This window comes from Pedobacter sp. MC2016-15 (assembly GCF_026239695.1).
In the GTDB taxonomy this organism is placed as follows: domain Bacteria; phylum Bacteroidota; class Bacteroidia; order Sphingobacteriales; family Sphingobacteriaceae; genus Pedobacter.
In genome coordinates this window covers 240,137-257,701 of sequence record NZ_JAPIVS010000002.1, presented here as the reverse complement: position 1 = coordinate 257,701, position 17,565 = coordinate 240,137, and the positions used below count along the sequence as shown (strand labels likewise).

Below are 17,565 nucleotides of genomic sequence, written 5' to 3'. Positions count from 1 at the left end.
TCGGCACAACTTGAAAAGGATAATTATCACCATCTTATTCCTCACAACTGTACTTTCGTCCTTTGCACAGTCGAACTTCTACAAAATATCTGTCGGCGCCGGCTTTGGTGTTACCCAGTCATTCACCGAAGTGCAGAAACACGGTTTTGGCCTGGCGGGATATGGTACACTGGATTACCTTTTCACTCCATTTACTAGCCTTGGCCTTGAAGTTCAAAAAGGAGAGGTTAATGGTGGTGACTTCAGAAATAATCCCCTAAACCGGGAATTTGTCAATTCATACCAGTCTTTCGCTGTAAATGCTAAAGTATCACTCGGGCAAATACTGAACGACAACTACAATGGTGCTTCAGATGTATTCAAGGGCATATATCTCGGCGCCGGGGTCGGAGTTATCAAAAACAGTACGCTTTTTACTACCGGTCTGGATCCTAACGACAATAACTTTGCTACAGTAGATCATTTGGATTCAAAAGATGTCTTTTTCCCACTCAACCTGGGGATCAATGTACATTTCCCTGATCGCGAAGGCTTCTACAGGTATGTCATCAATTTCAATTACCAGGCTAATGTCACACTGGGCGAAGGTCTTGATGGCTATGACGACTCCAGGATAACTTTCCAAAGTGGTACCGTAGATATTTTCACCTTCTTCTCCCTCGGTGTAAAATACAACTTTGGTAAAGTCGGTTTATCCAGAAAGACCTTCAGAAAATATTAAATTTGTTCAATACTATTATACAGAGATACTCCTTTATGAAAGCCGCCATTTCGTTTTTAATACTTTTTCTATCTATGAAGTCATTTGCACAGCAGACGCCATATGAGCTTGGCAATAAAAACCAGACCGCTACCTATGATGAGGCTATCGCTTTCTATCAAAAACTTGCAAAATCCTCAGCGCAGGCAAAACTGCTTACTTATGGCAGCACAGATTTTGGGAAGCCCCTTCACCTCCTGGTATTATCAAAAGATAAAATATTTGATCCTGCAGAGATCCGGAAAAGTAACCGCAGGATTCTGCTCATCAATAATGGTATTCATCCCGGTGAACCTGAAGGTATAGACGCCTCCATGATGCTGGCGAGAGATCTGTTAAAAGATAATCTGCTGCCTGATAATGTGGTGATCTGCATTATCCCGGTGTATAATATCGATGGATCTTTTAACCGGGGCAACAGTTCCAGGGCCAACCAGAATGGTCCCGAGGCATTTGGATTCAGGGGAAACAGCAAAAATTATGACCTCAACAGGGATTTTATTAAAACGGACTCCAAAAATTCTGCTGCCTTCCAGTTGATTTTTAACACCTGGCAGCCGGAGATATTTGTGGACACACATACCAGTAATGGCGCTGATTACCAGTATACGATGACGCTCATACCTACCCAGAAAGATAAACTCAACACTATTCTTGCAGGATACCTGACTCAGACAATGGTGCCTTCGCTGTACACCGAAATGCAGCAAAAGGGTTTTGAACTCATTCCCTATATCAATTCCATAGAAGAAACTCCCGAGGCCGGCATTACCGGTTTTCTGGAAACTCCAAGATATTCTACAGGTTACGCGGCACTGCACAATACGATAGGCTTTATGCCAGAAACACATATGCTCAAGCCCTATGACAAAAGAGTAGAATCTACCTACCTGCTGTTGAAAAGCTATATCGGTATCGTGAAACGCGATGCAAAGCTGATTGGCGAAAATAAGCGCAAAGCCGATGAAGCTGTCTCAAAACAAAAGGATTTCCCGCTAACCTGGAAACTGAATGAAAAAGTATGGGATACGATAACCTTCAAAGGTTTCACTGCTAAACATAAACCCAGTGCGGTGAGCGGGGCTGACAGGCTGTATTACGACCGTAACGAACCTTATACCAAAGAGATCAAATACTGGAATAAGTTTGAGCCCGCTACGGTGGTGCAAAAACCCCTCGCTTATGTCATTCCTAAAGCCTGGGAGAAAGTGATCACGCTGCTGAAATTGAACGGTGTGAAAGTACAACAGCTGACTGCAGATACACAGCTTACGGTAGACTCTTACTACATAACCGATTATAAAACTGCCTCAAGACCTTTTGAAGGGCATTACCTGCATAATAGCGTAGAATTAAGCACCAAACAACAGCAACTCCAGTATTACGCCGGAGATTACCTGGTCTATGTCAACCAGGCACAGAACCGCTATATAGTAGAGACCCTGGAACCTCAGGCTACCGATTCTTTTTTCACGTGGAACTTTTTTGATTCCATCCTGGATCAGAAAGAACATTATTCCGCCTATGTTTTCGAAGACACTGCCACCAGTCTTCTAGAACAAGACCCGGCCTTGCGTAAACTGCTGGAAGAAGAAAAAGCAAAGAACCCTGCACTGTCCAAAAGCCCTGCCGCACAGCTGGACTTTGTCTACAAGTATTCAAAATATTACGAAAACACACATTTACGCTATCCAATCGCTAGATTGCAGCACGATATAAAAATCAATTTGAAATAAAATGATACAGTTTCTTCAGAATACCCCCGTTGCCTCAATTATATTCATATTCACACTGGTGACCAGCATATATGCATTTAACGATAACGGTCTTTATGGCAAGTTTATGCTGCACCCCTATAGTGTATACCGTAAACAAAATGTCTATACCTTAATTACAAGCGGACTGATCCATGGTAGCTGGATGCATTTGATTTTCAACATGTTTACCTTCTATGCTTTTGCCTTTACCCTTGAATCTACCATCGGCAGTCTGCGTTTCGGGGTGCTGTATTTTGTAGGTCTCATCCTGAGTGATATCCCTTCGGTCATCAAACATAAAAACGACTTCCACTACCATAGCCTCGGTGCTTCGGGAGCCATATCAGCAGTGCTGTTTAGTTATATTCTGTTTTATCCTTTGAGCACACTGATGATCTTCCCTCTGCCCATACCGATCTGGGCGGCGCTTTTTGGCATCTTATACCTGGTGTACAGTTATTACATGTCCAAAAGCTCAAGAGATAACATCAACCACGATGCCCATCTCTTTGGTGCGATCACAGGTATCATCATCACGATATTGCTGGTGCCGGGCATAGTGCCGCATTTTATTGCTGCTATTACCGGCCAGGGTTAATCAGTCTCCGGCAAAGAGGGTGGATTGAAGTAACTGGTGGGGTTATTCGGATCTTTTCTGATCTCCATCAGCAGGTTTCCCCAGGGTTTCCAGAAGTTTTCCAGCACCTGCGCATAGGTTTTGTGCTGCCATACATCAAACAGGGGTTTGTTCATGGTGCCTCTCAGAGGCATAGCATCAATATATACCGATCCTTCTACAGGCATAATCGTATATTCCGGTAAACGGTTAAACAGATAGGCCGAATAAAAAAACCTTGCGCTCAGCTCTTCAAACTGCTGCTCCGTCAAACGCTGTGAAGCCACCTGATCAAGAATCTGCTGGTGGTATTTTTTGTTGGTCCCATTGTCCTGCAGGCAGGCGATGATACCAAAATCCTTAAGTTTCAGCGAAAAGGTAAGGGTGTTGATCTCATCCCTGAAGCTGAAAGAAACATCTTCCTTTTCCATTGGAACAATAACGATAGACCATGGTATAAAGTCCTCAAACTCCACATTCTGGTAAATCCCCTGCAACATCGTATGCAGGTTCCCGAATTTGTGCATCAGTCCCTGCGACATGTTCAGTCCATCACTGCTCAGCTGCTGCTGCCCCACGGCGGCATGCATCTCTATATAAATCAGGCTATACAGAAATTTACCCATCCATTTGAACAGGTCGCCCTCCTCCAGCCTGGAAACAGCTTCATACCCAATGGCAAATGCTTCAGCAATTTTTTGTTCCAGAGGCTCAATAAAATGTGCCTGCACTTCTTCATTCACGGGAACCTTCAGGGAGTTGTAGGTTCTGATGGTCTCATCCAGCAACTGTATCTGCTCGTCACCGCTGTAATTAGCCATTTTCAGCAGCCATTCCGGCAGCACATTTGTCTGTATGATAGGCGTGTCGAAAGTATTACCACTTAAAAAGCAGTTGCGGTAATTAAAATCAAAGTTTTTAAACGGTTGATAGAGTGAGCTGACCATATAGCCGCAATATTAGGAATATTATTTATATTGAGCTTGAACCGGAGGAACAGGTGACAGAAAAGGGACAATACAACCTCAGATCATATCAATATGAAGCAGTATTTAAGTTCAGGTATAAGTATACATTACATCGGTCACTATACTGTTATTAATCGTATATTCCTTGCTGTTAACAGAGGCTTCACAGGCTATTGACAGGGTGTTGTCAGGCTCAAAAAGTCCATTTGAGCCTGTCAACACCCTGTCAATACCGGATCTACAGCCTTTTTATAACGAACCAAATACGAGCAGACCACGTATTTAAGCAATTTTAATACACCACAGATACTTAATTAAATATGCAGGCATCCCACATCGCGTATAACCTCGAGCTCAAACACCCTTTTGCCATCTCCCGTTTCTCCAGAACAAGTACGCCACTGCTCTTGCTAAAGCTTACATACGAAAATACGGATGGGTATGGGGAAGCTTCAATGGTGCCTTATCTGGGCGAAAGTTATGCTTCTGCGGAAAGCTTTCTGCAGAGGGTCGACTGGAATCGTTTTTCCTTTCCCTTTGATTTCCAGGAGATCATCAATTACCTGGATAGCCTGGAAAAAGGTCATCCCGCGATAAAAGCAGCAATAGAAATTGCGATCAACGATATCAATGGAAAGATTCTTGGGAAACCCTGCTATGAAATCTACGGCGCCGATCCTGCAAAGATGCCACTTACCTCCTACACGATAGGGATCGATAAACCGGAAATCATTAAAGAAAAGGTGGCCGATGCCGAAGGCTTCAAAGTGCTGAAGATAAAACTTGGTTCTGATGACGACCGGGCGCTGATTCAAACCATCAGGAGCCTGAGCAGCCTGCCGCTCTATGTGGATGCCAATCAGGGCTGGACAGACCGCAGGAAAGCGATTGAGCTGATCTACTGGCTGCACGATCAGGGTGTAGTGCTTATTGAACAGCCGATGGACAAACATGATCTTGAAGGAAATGCCTGGTTAACCGGGCGCAGCCCCATCCCTATCCTTGCAGACGAGGCCGCACAGCGACTGGCGGATATCGACGGACTCAGAGGCGCCTATCACGGGATCAATGTGAAACTGATGAAAAGCGGAGGTATGTTCGAAGCCCATCAGATGATTCTCAAAGCTAAATCTTATGGCATGAAAGTGCTGATAGGATGTATGAGTGAAACCTCTATTGCCACACAGGCAGGAATTGCTCTGGCCCCTTTGTGTAATTGGGCCGACCTCGACGGTCCTTTCCTCACAAAGAACAACCCCTTTGAAACACCAGAGATCGTCAACGGCAGGTATAAACTGGAAGACCTTCCAGGTTTGGGTCTGAAAGGTCTTCCGGCTAATTTGTTTGGTCTTTAGCAGCGTCGTTGATGCTCTTTTCTTTTTCCTGAATGGATGATCTCACATCTTTTACAATCTTGATCTTCAGGTACAGGAAAAATATCGTCGTCGCCACCAGCACACCTACAACAGGAAAATTATGTGCCTGGTATGCCCATTTTAGTGCAATCACAGATACCACAATTCCCAGCGTATAAAATACGTTTAATGCAATGTTCTTCTTCATTTCTAGTAAACAGGCATGCTTGGATCAAATTCCTGTCTCCATGCAAGGATTCCGCCTTTTAAATTATAAACATTATCAAACCCGCGTTGCTCTAACTGCATTACCGCAGCAGCACTGCGCTGTCCGCTTCTGCATTGCATAATTACAGGTTTATCTTTTGAAATTTTGTCGATCTCAATCAGCAGCCCGCCCAGGGGAATGTTTTCTCCCTCAAGGTTCGAAGTTTCATATTCGAAAGTTTCTCTTACATCAATCAGTTGAAAATCTTCCTTGTTGTCTATTTTTTCTTTTAGTTCTTGTACGGTAACTTCTTTCATAATCGTAGCTTTAATGGGTTTGTGTATCCCACGGTTGTCAAATATAAAGTTTATCAATAAATTAAATGACAAGCACAGGTTAAAATTTATTGTTGACCCGCCACCCTGTAACAACTTGGCAGACCGGGCGTTTAATAGTATTCTTTCTTAACTTTGTTTTATTATGGATGCACTCACCCGCTTTTTCTGGTTTTGTTCCGGCGTACATCAGCCTACCTTAGAAAAGCACCCTACCGAACATAACAAGTATGTAGGTATTGGAGCCACAATATTTTTTACCGGCGTCTTTGCCGCCCTTTCCGGAGGATATGCCATGTATTTCGTTTTCAAAGGCGATACCGCAGCCGTTTTATTCTCCATATTCTTCGGCTTGCTGTGGGGTCTCGCCATTTTTAATATGGACAGGTATATCGTGGCCAGTATCAATAAAAACTCGTCCTCAGGAAAACAGATCGCCCAGGCAACACCTCGAATTCTGCTGGCCATCATGATCGGCATGGTCATCTCCCGTCCGCTGGAGCTCAAGATCTTTGATAAAGAAATCAGGGAGCGCCTTAAGGTGAGTTACCTGAACAACCAGCGCTCAAAAATTGATACGCTCAATAAAGCTTTTACCAATAAATATACCATCGAGCTTGCCAAACTTAATGAATCCAAAGCACAGCGCGACTCGCTCGCCAGCGGCATCAAATCAGACCGTCAGAAGCTGAACTTTGAAGTTTTTGGTACCAAAACCGACGAAACATCCGGCGTGATGGGTTACGGCCCTTATGCAAAAAGAAAGGAAGAGGAGCTGAAGCAGAGGGAAAGAAACCTCGACTCGGTCAATGCTGATGTCAGTCGCATGGAAAACTTTGTTGCCGGCAGGAAACAGTTTGATGGCTTGCTTTCGGAAAGATTGTATACCGGAAAAGAGCTGGACAGCCTGGCAAACATCGCAGGTTTTGCCGACCGCAACTGGGCGCTGGGACAACTCAGCTTCAATACCAATGGCACACGCGACAATACCACAGCGCTGGCTGTTACTTTCATCGGCCTCCTGTTCATTTTCTTTGAGTGCCTGCCGGTATTTGTAAAGATGATGAGCTCCAGGGGCCCTTATGACAGGTCGGTAGAAAACCTGGAAAACAGCCAGAACCATACCTCAGTGAAAGACAGGGATTATGAAATTGAGGTAACTGACGGGGTTCACGACACGCGCGTGTCTGCAGAAACTGACAGGCAGAAAAGAAATTTGACTAACTAAAAACTATAGAATGAAACGGTTTTATTACCCATTGATCCTGCTCTTCATCGCAGGAACGGCAAATGCCCAGAACATCGACAAAATTATTACCAAAGACTACGTAGACAACCTGATCAAAACTCTCAGTAGTGACGATATGCAGGGCCGCGGAACATTTACTCCGGGAATTGACAAGGCAGCCACATTTATATCCTCAGAATTTAAAAAAATTGGTCTGCAACCACTTACAGGTGCAACGTCATACCGGCAAACGTTTTATAAATATCAGCTGAGTCCAAAAAACACTGATATCTCCATAGACGGAAAAGCTGTTGAGCCAGCAAACGTGCTTGTACTCGGAAATACCTCAGAAAGTATCGCCTTTAACCAGTCGAACAGTGATGGATGGGTTAAAATGGATACCAGCAAACTTTTTAAAGCACAGCTGCGTGCGATATTGAACAGCAAAAAACGTCAACTGGTACTGGTAGACCAAAAGTTTGCGGCCGACTTTAACCTGATGAAATCTTATTTTGCCAAAGGTGCTGCGCTGGATGAAAAAGACTTGAAGCAAGCCAACCCATCTGCCTCAGTGTTAGTACTGGCACCAGAAACAGCAATTAAAGAGTTTAATGTTTCACTCCTATACAACGTTGAAAAACTCCCGCTATTTAATGTGGCAGGAATGATCCCAGGCAAGTCAAAGAGCAAGGAATATGTGATTTTCTCTGGCCACTATGACCACCTGGGGATCATCAAGGCAGTAGATCAGGACAGTATTGCCAATGGTGCCGATGATGATGCTTCCGGTACTACAGCGATGATCGCTTTGGCCAAATATTACAAAAAGCAAAATAACAATGAACGTACACTGATCTTTGTAGCTTTTACAGCTGAAGAAATTGGCGGTTATGGTGCAAAATATTTCTCTGAACAGCTAAACCCTGATGAGGTGGTAGCCATGTTTAACATTGAGATGATCGGAAAAGAAAGCAAGTTTGGTAAAAATGCGGCCTTCATTACAGGTTATGAGAAGTCTGATTTCGGGAAGATCCTGCAAAAGAACCTTGCAGGAACATCATTTACTTTTCATCCGGACCCTTACACCGAGCAGAATCTGTTTTACAGAAGCGACAATGCCACACTGGCAGCATTAGGTGTTCCGGCCCATACGATCAGTACTGATCAGATAGACACTGACAAATTATACCATAGCGTGAAAGACGAATACAGTTCTCTGGATACAGAAAACATCTTATCTACAATACGAGCGATCGCACTGAGCGCAAGAAGCATTGTCAAAGGAACAGATACCCCGGTAAGGATTCCAAAACTGGTGAAGTAAGCCGCAGCTTACAGCGCTAACTCCAGAATATAATCATTCATAAAGAAACCGTTGCCAATCTCTATGTCAACGGTTTCTTTGATTTTAAACCCTGCCCGCTGATAAAACTCCAGGGCTTTGTTATATCGGTTTACATTTAAGATCAGCGATTTTGCTCCCAGGTCAAGTGCTTTATCCCTCACTTCGTTGATCAGCAACTTGCCAAGTCCTTTACCATGGGCTTCGGGCAGCACATACAACTTATGCAGCTTCACCGCCAGATGGCCATCCTCATCAACGCGCGACCAGGATGCAAAAGCCAGGTCCTTTCCGGCAGTTTCAGCGATGATGAAGTTATGCCCTTCTATCAGCTGCTGCCTCAATGCGGCAATCGAATAAAACTTGCCCAGCATATAATCCAGCTGCTCCTGCCCCAATAACTCCAGATAGGTAGGCCCATAGGTGATTGTTCCAATAGACTGGATAATATGCAGGTCGGCCTCTTTTGCTTTTCTCAGACTGATCATAACTGTTCGCTTAAAAACACATATTCCGTGGTGGTAAAAGTAAACTCGACAAAGCCGTCTTTCACCACCTCAAATTCGCGCTCGTCCTTTTGCATCAGGTTCGTGGCTTCAAAGTAGGATACTACATCAATCAGAAATAGGCTTCCTGCAGGTTTCCATATCTTAAACCCGGTTTTGATGGCATAAGACTTTTCAGTAGCACTGAACAGAACAATATTGATCTTCGGCAGATAATAATCCAGTGATGAGATCTTCTTTTCTACGTCAATGATGTTTACGGCAGAATACTTTTCTGAGATCAGGTAATTCAGCACAGTATTGTATTCGTCGCCGGGGCCCAGAATAGATTTCGTATTCTCCTGGCTTGTATAATCCTCAGGAGCATTTACAACCACGTCTACCTTCAGGCCAAGGCTGATCACTTTTTCATAAATGGCCCCATTCACAACTAGTGTAGGGCTCCATTCCAGGATCTGTCCCAGATACTCTTCATCAAAATTACCCAGGTTGTGAATATACAAAGCCGGTTCCTGTTTTTCTTTTACTATATGGTGCGATGACATGCCGCTAATATATCAATGATTGTCGGATTTGCTCTATTAGTATTTTGTTTTCATTGTATATCTCTCCATGGCCTCTACATAGTAATAATCTGCGTAGCTCAGCGGCACATCCACTTCAGATTTCTGCGGGAGGTGCCCTACACTATGCTGCAGCAGGAAACCTGCATTGGTCCCCGGCAAAGACTGGTATGGTGCTGCGGAAAGGCTTTTCAGCATTTGCTCAGCAGCACTGAAATATACTTTCGCCTCTTTTGCAGAAGCATACTGCGCCAGTTCAAAAAGCGCGGATGATATGATCGCTCCTGCAGAAGCATCCCGCAGCGCATCAGGAATATTCGGTGCATTGAAATCCCAATACGGAATCTTATCCGCCGGCAGATTAGGGTGATTCAGGATAAAGGAGGCGATATGACTGGCCTGGTCAAGATACTTCTGATCGCGGGTTTCGCGGTACATCAGGGTATATCCATACAGTCCCCAGGCCTGGCCCCTTGCCCATGCAGATTCATCGGCATAACCCTGCGCAGTCTGTTTCTTCTGTACTTTTCCCGTTTCGGGATTATAGTTGATCACATGGTAAGAGCTGTAATCGGTTCTGAAATGGTTTTTCATCGTCGTGTTCGCATGCGTTACCGCGATTTTGTAATAACTGGAATCACCCGTAGCCCGGGTTGCCCAGAACAGCAGCTCAAGGTTCATCATATTATCAATGATCACCAGAAATTCATTCTTCTGGCCGTTCCATGATTTGATACAGCCCACCTTTGGATCAAAACGTGTACATAAAGATTTGGCACTGTTGATCAGAATTTCCTGATAAGCTGGCTTGGGATCAAGTTTCAGGGCCGTACCAAAGCTGCAGTACATCATAAATCCCAGGTCATGTGTAGTTTTGTTATACTGCTCCTTTTCTAAAAGTGTCAGCATCCTATCGGCTTCTTTCAGTAATGCAGTATCTTTAGTTTTTGCATACAGCTCCAGTAATGTCCCCGGATAAAAACCGCTGCACCACCAGCCCGAATCACTCGTCACCAGCTTATTATTTTTTGCATCAAACGTTTTAGGAAAACGGCCCGGCTCAAGAGATTTCATCATTAGCTCATACTGTGAGGAACCCTTTTTGAAATTAGCTTCTATAGTTTTTAGCAATTGTGCGTTGGGCTTAAACTGCTGTCCCCGCGCAGCTATACTCAAGATGATCAGGACAATAACAGGGATAAACTTCATTTTTAGCATGTTGGTTATATTTGGTTTACGGAGCCGGAATGCCCGTTCTGCTCTATCAAGTATAAGAATATCTTATCATAATATGACAATTGTTTATAAAATAAATAATAACAGACTATCGTTATAGCTGAAATAACGCCTTAGACTTATTCTGACAGAAACAGCATTCAACTCATACACACTAGAAATCTGCTTATATGAAAAAACTATCCTTTTATATACTGGCTCTGCTTGTCGCTACATTCGTTATTGGCCAGTCGTTCAATTACAAAGTCAGCCCTGAAAAAACTTCCCGAACAACAACATCTTTCAGGTCTTTTCCATTAGGAGTATCCATGTGTGGCACATCGGTTTATCTCGACAAAGACTCTGCACTCAACATTCCTGCACTAAAGGGCTGGGGACATTACAAATGGGAGATCAGTTCTGTTTCTGACAGTGCCCGTTATTATTTTAACCAGGGTATAAGTTTGTATTATGCTTTCCATAACCTGGAAGCCATTGCATCATTTAGTAAAGCTACAAAACTAGACCCGGATTGTGCCATGGCCTGGTATGGTAAGGCACTGGCGATGGGCCCCACCATCAATTATGATCAGGATTATCTTGCCCCTTCAGCAGCATTGGAAGCCGCCAATAAAAGTCAGGAGCTTTCTGCCGGCTGCAATGCTTTAGAAAAAGACCTGATCGAAGCCATACAGCACCGTTATAGTGCAGATACCAGCATGAATGTTAAGCAGTTGCGGATCAACTATGCCGCTGCAATGGAAAAGGTCTATGAGAAGCATAAAAATGATGCAGACGCCATTACACTTTATGCCGATGCCGAACTGCTTTTACACCCATGGGATATGTATAACCACGATTTCAGTCCTAAGCCCTGGACACCTAAAATACAGTCACTCCTCGAACAGGCCATGAAGCTTTCTCCAGAACACCCGGGAGCAAACCACTTTTATATCCACACCATGGAAGGTTCTGCACACCCTGAAACTGCAATTAAGAGTGCCCACCTGCTGGACACCCTGATGCCTCAGGTAGCCCACATCACGCATATGCCTTCTCACATCTATATCCGTACTGGTGATTATTCCCGCGGAATCAAGGTCAATGACGATGCAGCTGCAGGATATAGCCTTTACAAGAAAGAATTTGCCCCCGTAACCAACAGTGAGTTTCTCTATGAGACCCACACCCTTCATTTAAAAAGCAGCTGTGCACAAATGGCAGGAAATTATGAAACCGCAATGGATGCAGCAGTAAAAGTAAGCAGGGAAGCGGCCGATAGTGGAGCTCCGGCACTTAAAACAGCACTTGGTAATTATATGCAGTATGTGTATTCAGCCCCTTTGTTAACCAATGTACGCTTTGGAAAATGGGATGAAATCATCAGCACCTCAAAACCAGAGTCCTTGTTGTTCGCAGATATACTGCAGCATTTTGCCAAAGGTATGGCCTACAGCCGCAAGCATCAGACCATCATGGCTAAAAATGAACTAAAGGCAGTAAGAGAAAAAATGAGCGCCAGAATACTCAAAGAGGATGCTGTTACCTATAGCACTGCATATGACATCTGCCGCGTTGCAGACCTGATTCTTGCCGGAGTGATTGATGAAGATCAAAAAGATTATACCGGGGCAATAGGAAAATTCCAGCAGGCAGTAATTGCCGAAGATCACTTGATCTACAGCGAGCCGAGAGCATGGACCCTTCCTGCAAGACAATTCCTGGGAGAGGTCTACATCAAAGCCAGACAGCATGGAAAAGCTATTAATATTTTCAATCAGGACCTGCAGATCAACCCGGATAATGGTTGGTCGCTTACCGGGCTAAGCATTGCTTATCAGTCACTACATAATATTCAGGCTTTAGCGCAAACAAAAATCAGATTGAAAACTGCCTGGAAAATCAGTGACACAGAAATCAATTCTGCAGTATTTTAATAAAACACACAACAATTTTATAATGGAATATTCAAAAAATTACACAGTAAAAGAAGAACATATCGATGTTCAGGGCATCATGGATGGCTTATACTATCCGTTTTATATGGAACATTGCAGACATGACTTCATCCGCGAACAGCTTGGGTTCGATTTTGAAGAACAGGCAAAAAACGGCGTATATATGGTTTTATCGCAATATAAAATCAACTTCCTGCGGTCTCTGAAAAAAGGCGATGAGTTCTCTGTCACCTGCAGTGTATTTACCGACAAAGACAACCTGCCACGGCTGCACTTTAAACAATCGATCATCCTCAACGGAAAGGTGATGACGAAAGCGATTTTTACAGGAACCTGCGTCCCTGCCAGTGGCGGACGCCCTTATCTGCCGGCAGACTTGCAGGATAAGTTTGCAGATGCACCAAAGCTGGATGTAGAAGTATAGTTTATTTGGTTCCGGCCTCGGCAAATACCCTCTGCTGGGCCATCAGGAAATTCTGTAACTCTTCCAGTTTGTCAGTATTGATGAGATCAACCCCACAGGCCAGCAGTTCGGCCCAAACGAGTTCGTTCTCGGGAGAGCCCCACAGCCTCACCTTCTTACCATATTGATGGGCGGCTGCTACATATGATGTCAGCCGCTCTTTTTCATGCCGGGGAATCTCCCCTGCACCTGCCCAACTGAGCATACGTGAATATTTACAGCTTGCCGTCTGGTATACGCCTTCTGAACTGATGTCATCTTCAACCTTCATCAGGTCTTCATCGATAAAAGCAATCCTGTTTGCCTGTGCCTTGATCAACGCATAAGGCTTATGCCCGGTAATCACCACTGTCACCTGGCGGCGGATCAGTTTACCATTTTCATAGCTCGAAAGGATGGATTTGTATTTCTGCAGCAGAGGTTCAAGTTCAGCATAGGTTTTATCTGCATCAGACTTGATGTCGATCATTAGTGTCAGTGGGGCTAAAACCCCGTGGATCTGCTTGTTTGTTCCTTTTACACCCTCCAGCAAGGGTTTCAGGTAGAGTTGTTCCAGCGTCTTTTTCTTTTTGAACACCGGCATCAGGTGAGCCACGATCAACTGACCCTTGCGCAGGTAGATATCGGCCTCAATATTCACATATCCTTTATCCAGCGCATCATACAGGGGCCGTCTATGCCAATAATCATTGTGGGCAAAACCATGCGCCAGTAAACTGTTTTGAGCCTGACAGGTACTCCCGGCAAAAACCAGTAAAACAAGTAGGAGTCTGAGGTAATAATTACAGGTCAGCAGGTGCATCGTAAATATAATTTACATGCGCAAGGTACAACTGCAATATTTACACAGCATTAACAGTCCGTAAAGGAATAACAGAGGGCTGCAGATAATTTAATGATATATTGATCTTATGGTAACCCCTTTGCAGAATTGGAAAATATTTCTTATTATATTTACCACATACGGATATTGAATGTACTGGTACGAAGATGAAGTGAAGCGGCTTGAAAAAGAGCGCTCAAAAAGAGGATACGATCCGGAGATCATATTTTATGGCAGCTCCACCATGCGGATGTGGGATAGCCTGCCTGCCGACTTTCCCAACACCAGGATTGCAAATCTTGGCTTTGGAGGTTCTACGCTCGCAGCTTGCGTGTGGTTTTTTAGTCGCGTGATGGTAGACTACCAACCGGATGCCTTGTTTATATATGCAGGGGATAATGATCTTGGCGATGGCAGACACCCTGAAGAGATACTCATATTTTTTCAGCAGCTGGTCGCACAGGTGGCCGCCCGTTTTGGCGATCTGCCTTGTTACTTTATCTCCCTCAAGCCAAGTCCCGCCCGCTGGCATATCGCAGAGCAGTTTAAGTATACCAACAATCTGATCGAAAGCGAGATTATCAAAACGAGTCAGAACTGGACCTTTATAGACATTTTTAAAAAGATGCTGGATAAATCCGGGCAGCCCATACCAGAGCTGTACATGGATGACGGACTGCACCTGAGTGCAAAAGGTTACGCTTTATGGAAGGAAATTGTTAATCCATTTTTAATTCCAGCGTAATATGTAAGCGTGATATTTCCCCATACAATTAAGCTTTCGAAATGAACAGAGAATATCACAAGTGGTTTAGCCCTGCGCTGCAGCGGGATATGGAGCTTTTAATTTTCGGCCACAGCGGCCGGGCAGTTCTGTTTTTCCCCACGCGTACAGCGAGGTTCTATGATTACGAAAACTGGGGTATTATCGCAGCAATGCAGCATCAGATTGACAATGGAGAAGTACAGCTTTTCTGTGTGGACAGCATTGATGCAGAAAGCTTCTACAACGCTCATATTCATCCGCACGACCGCATCTCCAGGCACCTGCAATATGAACAGTACCTGCTCACAGAGGTGATTCCAATGATGTACAGGAAAAACAACGGGGGTTATCTTGAGACTGCGGGCTGTAGCATGGGCGCTTACCATGCGATCAACCTCGCCTTAAAATACCCATCGCTCTTCAAAAAAGCTGTGGGCATCAGCGGCAGGTATGACCTCACCGAAAACCCGGGCGACTTTAAAGACCTGCTGGATGGTTTCCGTGATGAATCTGTATATTTCAATATGCCGGTGCAGTATCTTGCCAACCTGAATGATGAGGACTTGCTCACAGCGATCCGACAGCTGGAGATTGTACTGGCTATCGGCGAGATCGATCCATTCCTATACAGCAACAGGGACCTCAGTCAGCTGCTGTGGAATAAAAATATCCCCAACCAGCTGTATATATGGACAAGCAATGCTCACCGCCCCCACTACTGGAGAAAGATGGTGCCCCTTTACGTTTAATCTTACTCCCCCGAATCTGAGAAAGCAATCAGGACCGCACCGGCGATCATCACAGTCCCCCCAACAACAATCTGCCAGGTAACTTTTTCCTTCAGGAAGATGATGGATAATATAATTGCGATGACCAGCGACGACCTTTCCAGTGTTGCAACATAGGATGCTGGCCCCATGGAAAGTGCCTTGTAAGAAAACAATGTAGAGAGTGAAGTAAAGATTCCGGCCAGGATCAGTAATATCCAGGCTTTCGTATCAATCTGTTTCCAGTCGGCAAAGTTTCCCTGGTAGGCTACAACCGACCAGGTGATGGCCAGGATCAGGATAGCCTGTATTGCAAATGCCAGACTTGAGTCTACATTTTTCAGTCCTGCTTTAGTCAGTACAATCACGAGAGCCGCCGATACAGCAGCAAGAATAGCCCAAAATGCCCACATAGTTTCCTTATTTTTATAGGTAACACAGGAAACCCGAAATGGATTGTAACAATTAAAGCTTGGGAGCGCTATCCTTTTTGTTAAACACAGAGCCAATGATCACATCCCAAAGCGGTGAGCTTACTCCAAAACCTTTATCAGGGTCCTGATAGTGATGCAACATGTGGTGCTGTTTGATACGTTTGAAAAAGCCACTTTTGAAATTGAAATGGTGCATGGCATAATGCCCGATGTCATAGAAAAGATACCCCACCAGGAAGGTAGCAAAGAACATCCACAGGTATACGTCAGGAATAAGCCATTTAAACAGGAAAAAGAACAACAGTGCCAGCGGAATACTTAGGGATGGCGGCATCACCAGACGCATGCGGTCACTCGGGTAATCATGATGTACACCATGGATCACAAAATGCAGACGTGCGCCCCATTTACCGGGCAATTCAAAATGGAATACATAACGGTGCATCACATATTCTACCAGCGTCCAGATAAAGATTCCTGCTAGTGCCACCAGGGGGTATTGCCACAGCAGTAGATCAGTGTGAACAGACCTGTAGATACAATAGCCAATCACGGGTATGAAAATATATAGCGGAACGGTATAGTGAACTTTTGAAAATGCTTCCAAAAAATCGCTTTTAAACATCCGGACAGAATCCTGCGAGTTTGATACAAATTTTTTTTTGCTGCTTCCCATAACAATTATTATTTACTCAGGCAAAATTACGATGCAAAATGAAAACATCAATCATCTGCTGCACTCATCACTGAGATGAAGTTAAAAATTGATACAATAGTGACAGATTCTAATCTTATATTAGCAGAAACAACCCGGTAAAGCTTATGCCTGATTTTTATGAATCTTTTGTTCATCTGACCTTCATAGGTATCATTGCTTTATTCCCTGTAGTCAACCCTATCGGTTCTGCATTTATGGTTAGCCCTTTCTTTGAGCATTTAAACAGCGCCGAGAAAAGATCTGCCGTTACTACCATCACTTTGTATGCGTTTCTGGTCTGTACAGTATCTCTGTTCGCCGGTCAGTATATTCTGAGGTTATTTGGTATTTCAATTCCGGTTGTGCAGCTTGCCGGGGGCATCATGATCTGCAAAATGGGCTGGGAATTTCTATCTGCTGATCAGAAAAAATCAACTGCAGACGATCTTGTAGACGACCTGAATGTGTCGGCATACAAACATATCGTCAACAAACTATTCTATCCGATTACCTTTCCTGCAACTACGGGTGCGGGAACCATTTCTGTACTCTTTACCCTGAGTGCCCATGGCGCCGCCTTTGGGAGTCAGGCTTATTTTCTGAACACCGGAGCCATACTCGTGTCCATTATAGTCATATGTCTGATGATCTGGTTTTTTTACCTGAACACCAAAAACATGATCCATTACCTGGGTTCAAATGGTGAAAACATCGTCAACAGGATTTCTGCCTTCTTAATATTTTGTGTTGGCCTGCAAATTGGGGTAGCCGGGATAAAGTCCCTGTTCAAAATTTAAGCAGCAA

20 protein-coding genes are annotated in these 17,565 nt (G+C 44.2%); 11 read left to right on the top strand and 9 right to left on the bottom strand.

Features of this window, described 5'->3' with window-relative positions; genetic code table 11:
- The first annotated feature begins 10 nt into the window (after positions 1–10).
- The 3 genes from OQY15_RS05840 to OQY15_RS05830 all read left to right on the top strand — a co-directional run bounded on the left by OQY15_RS05840 (position 11) and on the right by OQY15_RS05830 (position 3,115).
- Positions 11–721 carry a hypothetical protein gene (locus tag OQY15_RS05840; RefSeq protein WP_265788895.1) on the top strand — a complete coding sequence of 237 codons (711 nt, stop codon included), beginning with the start codon at positions 11–13 and terminating at the stop codon, positions 719–721.
- Positions 722–795: 74 nt separating this feature from the next.
- Positions 796–2,496 carry a M14 family metallopeptidase gene (locus OQY15_RS05835; RefSeq protein WP_265788893.1) on the top strand — a complete coding sequence of 567 codons (1,701 nt, stop codon included), beginning with the start codon at positions 796–798 and terminating at the stop codon, positions 2,494–2,496.
- 1 nt (position 2,497) lies between these two features.
- Positions 2,498–3,115 (top strand): rhomboid family intramembrane serine protease, encoded by a 618-nt coding sequence (locus tag OQY15_RS05830; protein WP_265788891.1) that lies wholly within the window; start codon positions 2,498–2,500, stop codon positions 3,113–3,115.
- On the opposite strand, the gene OQY15_RS05825 is transcribed toward OQY15_RS05830, so the two are convergent.
- The gene (locus OQY15_RS05825; RefSeq protein WP_265788889.1) at positions 3,112–4,080 is read right to left on the bottom strand and encodes a hypothetical protein; all 969 of its coding nucleotides are present in this window, start codon (positions 4,078–4,080) and stop codon (positions 3,112–3,114) included. The genes OQY15_RS05830 and OQY15_RS05825 overlap by 4 nt on opposite strands.
- A 341-nt stretch (positions 4,081–4,421) precedes the next feature.
- Between OQY15_RS05825 and OQY15_RS05820 the strand changes: the two genes are divergently transcribed.
- Positions 4,422–5,456, top strand: a complete 1,035-nt coding sequence (locus OQY15_RS05820; protein WP_265788887.1) for a dipeptide epimerase — start codon at positions 4,422–4,424, stop codon at positions 5,454–5,456.
- Here OQY15_RS05820 and OQY15_RS05815 read toward each other — a convergent pair.
- On the bottom strand, positions 5,437–5,664 hold the full coding sequence (locus OQY15_RS05815) for a DUF6358 family protein (protein WP_265788885.1): 228 nt from the start codon (positions 5,662–5,664) through the stop codon (positions 5,437–5,439). The two genes, OQY15_RS05820 and OQY15_RS05815, sit on opposite strands and share 20 nt — an antisense overlap.
- A gap of 2 nt (positions 5,665–5,666) precedes the next feature.
- The gene (locus OQY15_RS05810) at positions 5,667–5,981 is read right to left on the bottom strand and encodes a rhodanese-like domain-containing protein (RefSeq protein ID WP_265788883.1); all 315 of its coding nucleotides are present in this window, start codon (positions 5,979–5,981) and stop codon (positions 5,667–5,669) included.
- 163 nt (positions 5,982–6,144) lie between these two features.
- Between OQY15_RS05810 and OQY15_RS05805 the strand changes: the two genes are divergently transcribed.
- Together OQY15_RS05805 and OQY15_RS05800 are read left to right on the top strand one after the other, a co-directional pair.
- Positions 6,145–7,227: a DUF4407 domain-containing protein gene (locus OQY15_RS05805; protein WP_265788881.1), complete on the top strand. Its 1,083-nt coding sequence runs from the start codon at positions 6,145–6,147 to the stop codon at positions 7,225–7,227.
- 10 nt (positions 7,228–7,237) lie between these two features.
- Positions 7,238–8,551, top strand: coding sequence for a M20/M25/M40 family metallo-hydrolase (locus OQY15_RS05800; protein WP_265788879.1), 1,314 nt, complete (start codon positions 7,238–7,240; stop codon positions 8,549–8,551).
- Positions 8,552–8,559: 8 nt separating this feature from the next.
- Here OQY15_RS05800 and OQY15_RS05795 read toward each other — a convergent pair whose 3' ends face one another.
- From OQY15_RS05795 to OQY15_RS05785, 3 genes are read right to left on the bottom strand one after another with little or no spacing between them, the layout of a single operon-like run.
- Positions 8,560–9,057, bottom strand: coding sequence for a GNAT family N-acetyltransferase (locus tag OQY15_RS05795; RefSeq protein ID WP_265788877.1), 498 nt, complete (start codon positions 9,055–9,057; stop codon positions 8,560–8,562).
- On the bottom strand, positions 9,054–9,620 hold the full coding sequence (locus OQY15_RS05790; RefSeq protein ID WP_265788875.1) for a thiamine pyrophosphokinase: 567 nt from the start codon (positions 9,618–9,620) through the stop codon (positions 9,054–9,056). The genes OQY15_RS05795 and OQY15_RS05790 overlap by 4 nt, the downstream gene beginning before the upstream one ends.
- A gap of 36 nt (positions 9,621–9,656) precedes the next feature.
- Positions 9,657–10,847: a glycoside hydrolase family 88 protein gene (locus OQY15_RS05785; protein ID WP_265788873.1), complete on the bottom strand. Its 1,191-nt coding sequence runs from the start codon at positions 10,845–10,847 to the stop codon at positions 9,657–9,659.
- Between the two features lie 197 nt (positions 10,848–11,044).
- Here OQY15_RS05785 and OQY15_RS05780 point away from each other — a divergent pair, with 197 nt between their 5' ends.
- Together OQY15_RS05780 and OQY15_RS05775 are read left to right on the top strand one after the other, a co-directional pair.
- Positions 11,045–12,790 carry a hypothetical protein gene (locus OQY15_RS05780; RefSeq protein ID WP_265788871.1) on the top strand — a complete coding sequence of 582 codons (1,746 nt, stop codon included), beginning with the start codon at positions 11,045–11,047 and terminating at the stop codon, positions 12,788–12,790.
- A 22-nt stretch (positions 12,791–12,812) separates the two neighbouring features.
- Positions 12,813–13,235 (top strand): thioesterase family protein, encoded by a 423-nt coding sequence (locus tag OQY15_RS05775; RefSeq protein WP_265788868.1) that lies wholly within the window; start codon positions 12,813–12,815, stop codon positions 13,233–13,235.
- Between the two features lies 1 nt (position 13,236).
- Here the strand turns inward: OQY15_RS05775 and OQY15_RS05770 are convergent, their stop codons facing one another.
- Positions 13,237–14,076: a phosphatidylinositol-specific phospholipase C/glycerophosphodiester phosphodiesterase family protein gene (locus tag OQY15_RS05770; protein ID WP_265788866.1), complete on the bottom strand. Its 840-nt coding sequence runs from the start codon at positions 14,074–14,076 to the stop codon at positions 13,237–13,239.
- A 172-nt stretch (positions 14,077–14,248) separates the two neighbouring features.
- On the opposite strand from OQY15_RS05770, the gene OQY15_RS05765 reads away from it, so the two are divergent.
- Positions 14,249–14,842 (top strand): GDSL-type esterase/lipase family protein, encoded by a 594-nt coding sequence (locus tag OQY15_RS05765; protein ID WP_265788864.1) that lies wholly within the window; start codon positions 14,249–14,251, stop codon positions 14,840–14,842.
- Between the two features lie 41 nt (positions 14,843–14,883).
- Complete coding sequence (locus tag OQY15_RS05760) at positions 14,884–15,612, top strand: alpha/beta hydrolase-fold protein (RefSeq protein WP_265788862.1); 729 nt, start codon at positions 14,884–14,886, stop codon at positions 15,610–15,612.
- A 2-nt stretch (positions 15,613–15,614) separates the two neighbouring features.
- On the opposite strand, the gene OQY15_RS05755 is transcribed toward OQY15_RS05760, so the two are convergent.
- Positions 15,615–16,043, bottom strand: a complete 429-nt coding sequence (locus OQY15_RS05755; protein ID WP_265788860.1) for an EamA family transporter — start codon at positions 16,041–16,043, stop codon at positions 15,615–15,617.
- A gap of 52 nt (positions 16,044–16,095) precedes the next feature.
- Positions 16,096–16,671: a sterol desaturase family protein gene (locus OQY15_RS05750; RefSeq protein WP_265788858.1), complete on the bottom strand. Its 576-nt coding sequence runs from the start codon at positions 16,669–16,671 to the stop codon at positions 16,096–16,098.
- Positions 16,672–16,886: 215 nt separating this feature from the next.
- Here OQY15_RS05750 and OQY15_RS05745 point away from each other — a divergent pair, with 215 nt between their 5' ends.
- On the top strand, positions 16,887–17,558 hold the full coding sequence (locus OQY15_RS05745; RefSeq protein ID WP_265788856.1) for a MarC family protein: 672 nt from the start codon (positions 16,887–16,889) through the stop codon (positions 17,556–17,558).
- The last annotated feature ends 7 nt before the right edge of the window (positions 17,559–17,565 follow it).

Coding starts and splice junctions, on each gene's coding strand:
- OQY15_RS05810 (WP_265788883.1), bottom strand. CDS start 5,981: ATGAAAGAAGTTACCGTACAAGAACTAAAAGAAAAAATAGACAACAAG.
- OQY15_RS05785 (WP_265788873.1), bottom strand. CDS start 10,847: ATGAAGTTTATCCCTGTTATTGTCCTGATCATCTTGAGTATAGCTGCG.
- OQY15_RS05805 (WP_265788881.1), top strand. CDS start 6,145: ATGGATGCACTCACCCGCTTTTTCTGGTTTTGTTCCGGCGTACATCAG.
- OQY15_RS05765 (WP_265788864.1), top strand. CDS start 14,249: ATGTACTGGTACGAAGATGAAGTGAAGCGGCTTGAAAAAGAGCGCTCA.
- OQY15_RS05835 (WP_265788893.1), top strand. CDS start 796: ATGAAGTCATTTGCACAGCAGACGCCATATGAGCTTGGCAATAAAAAC.
- OQY15_RS05795 (WP_265788877.1), bottom strand. CDS start 9,057: ATGATCAGTCTGAGAAAAGCAAAAGAGGCCGACCTGCATATTATCCAG.
- OQY15_RS05755 (WP_265788860.1), bottom strand. CDS start 16,043: ATGTGGGCATTTTGGGCTATTCTTGCTGCTGTATCGGCGGCTCTCGTG.
- OQY15_RS05825 (WP_265788889.1), bottom strand. CDS start 4,080: ATGGTCAGCTCACTCTATCAACCGTTTAAAAACTTTGATTTTAATTAC.
- OQY15_RS05770 (WP_265788866.1), bottom strand. CDS start 14,076: ATGCACCTGCTGACCTGTAATTATTACCTCAGACTCCTACTTGTTTTA.
- OQY15_RS05820 (WP_265788887.1), top strand. CDS start 4,422: ATGCAGGCATCCCACATCGCGTATAACCTCGAGCTCAAACACCCTTTT.
- OQY15_RS05800 (WP_265788879.1), top strand. CDS start 7,238: ATGAAACGGTTTTATTACCCATTGATCCTGCTCTTCATCGCAGGAACG.
- OQY15_RS05815 (WP_265788885.1), bottom strand. CDS start 5,664: ATGAAGAAGAACATTGCATTAAACGTATTTTATACGCTGGGAATTGTG.
- OQY15_RS05760 (WP_265788862.1), top strand. CDS start 14,884: ATGAACAGAGAATATCACAAGTGGTTTAGCCCTGCGCTGCAGCGGGAT.
- OQY15_RS05775 (WP_265788868.1), top strand. CDS start 12,813: ATGGAATATTCAAAAAATTACACAGTAAAAGAAGAACATATCGATGTT.
- OQY15_RS05780 (WP_265788871.1), top strand. CDS start 11,045: ATGAAAAAACTATCCTTTTATATACTGGCTCTGCTTGTCGCTACATTC.
- OQY15_RS05830 (WP_265788891.1), top strand. CDS start 2,498: ATGATACAGTTTCTTCAGAATACCCCCGTTGCCTCAATTATATTCATA.
- OQY15_RS05745 (WP_265788856.1), top strand. CDS start 16,887: ATGCCTGATTTTTATGAATCTTTTGTTCATCTGACCTTCATAGGTATC.
- OQY15_RS05790 (WP_265788875.1), bottom strand. CDS start 9,620: ATGTCATCGCACCATATAGTAAAAGAAAAACAGGAACCGGCTTTGTAT.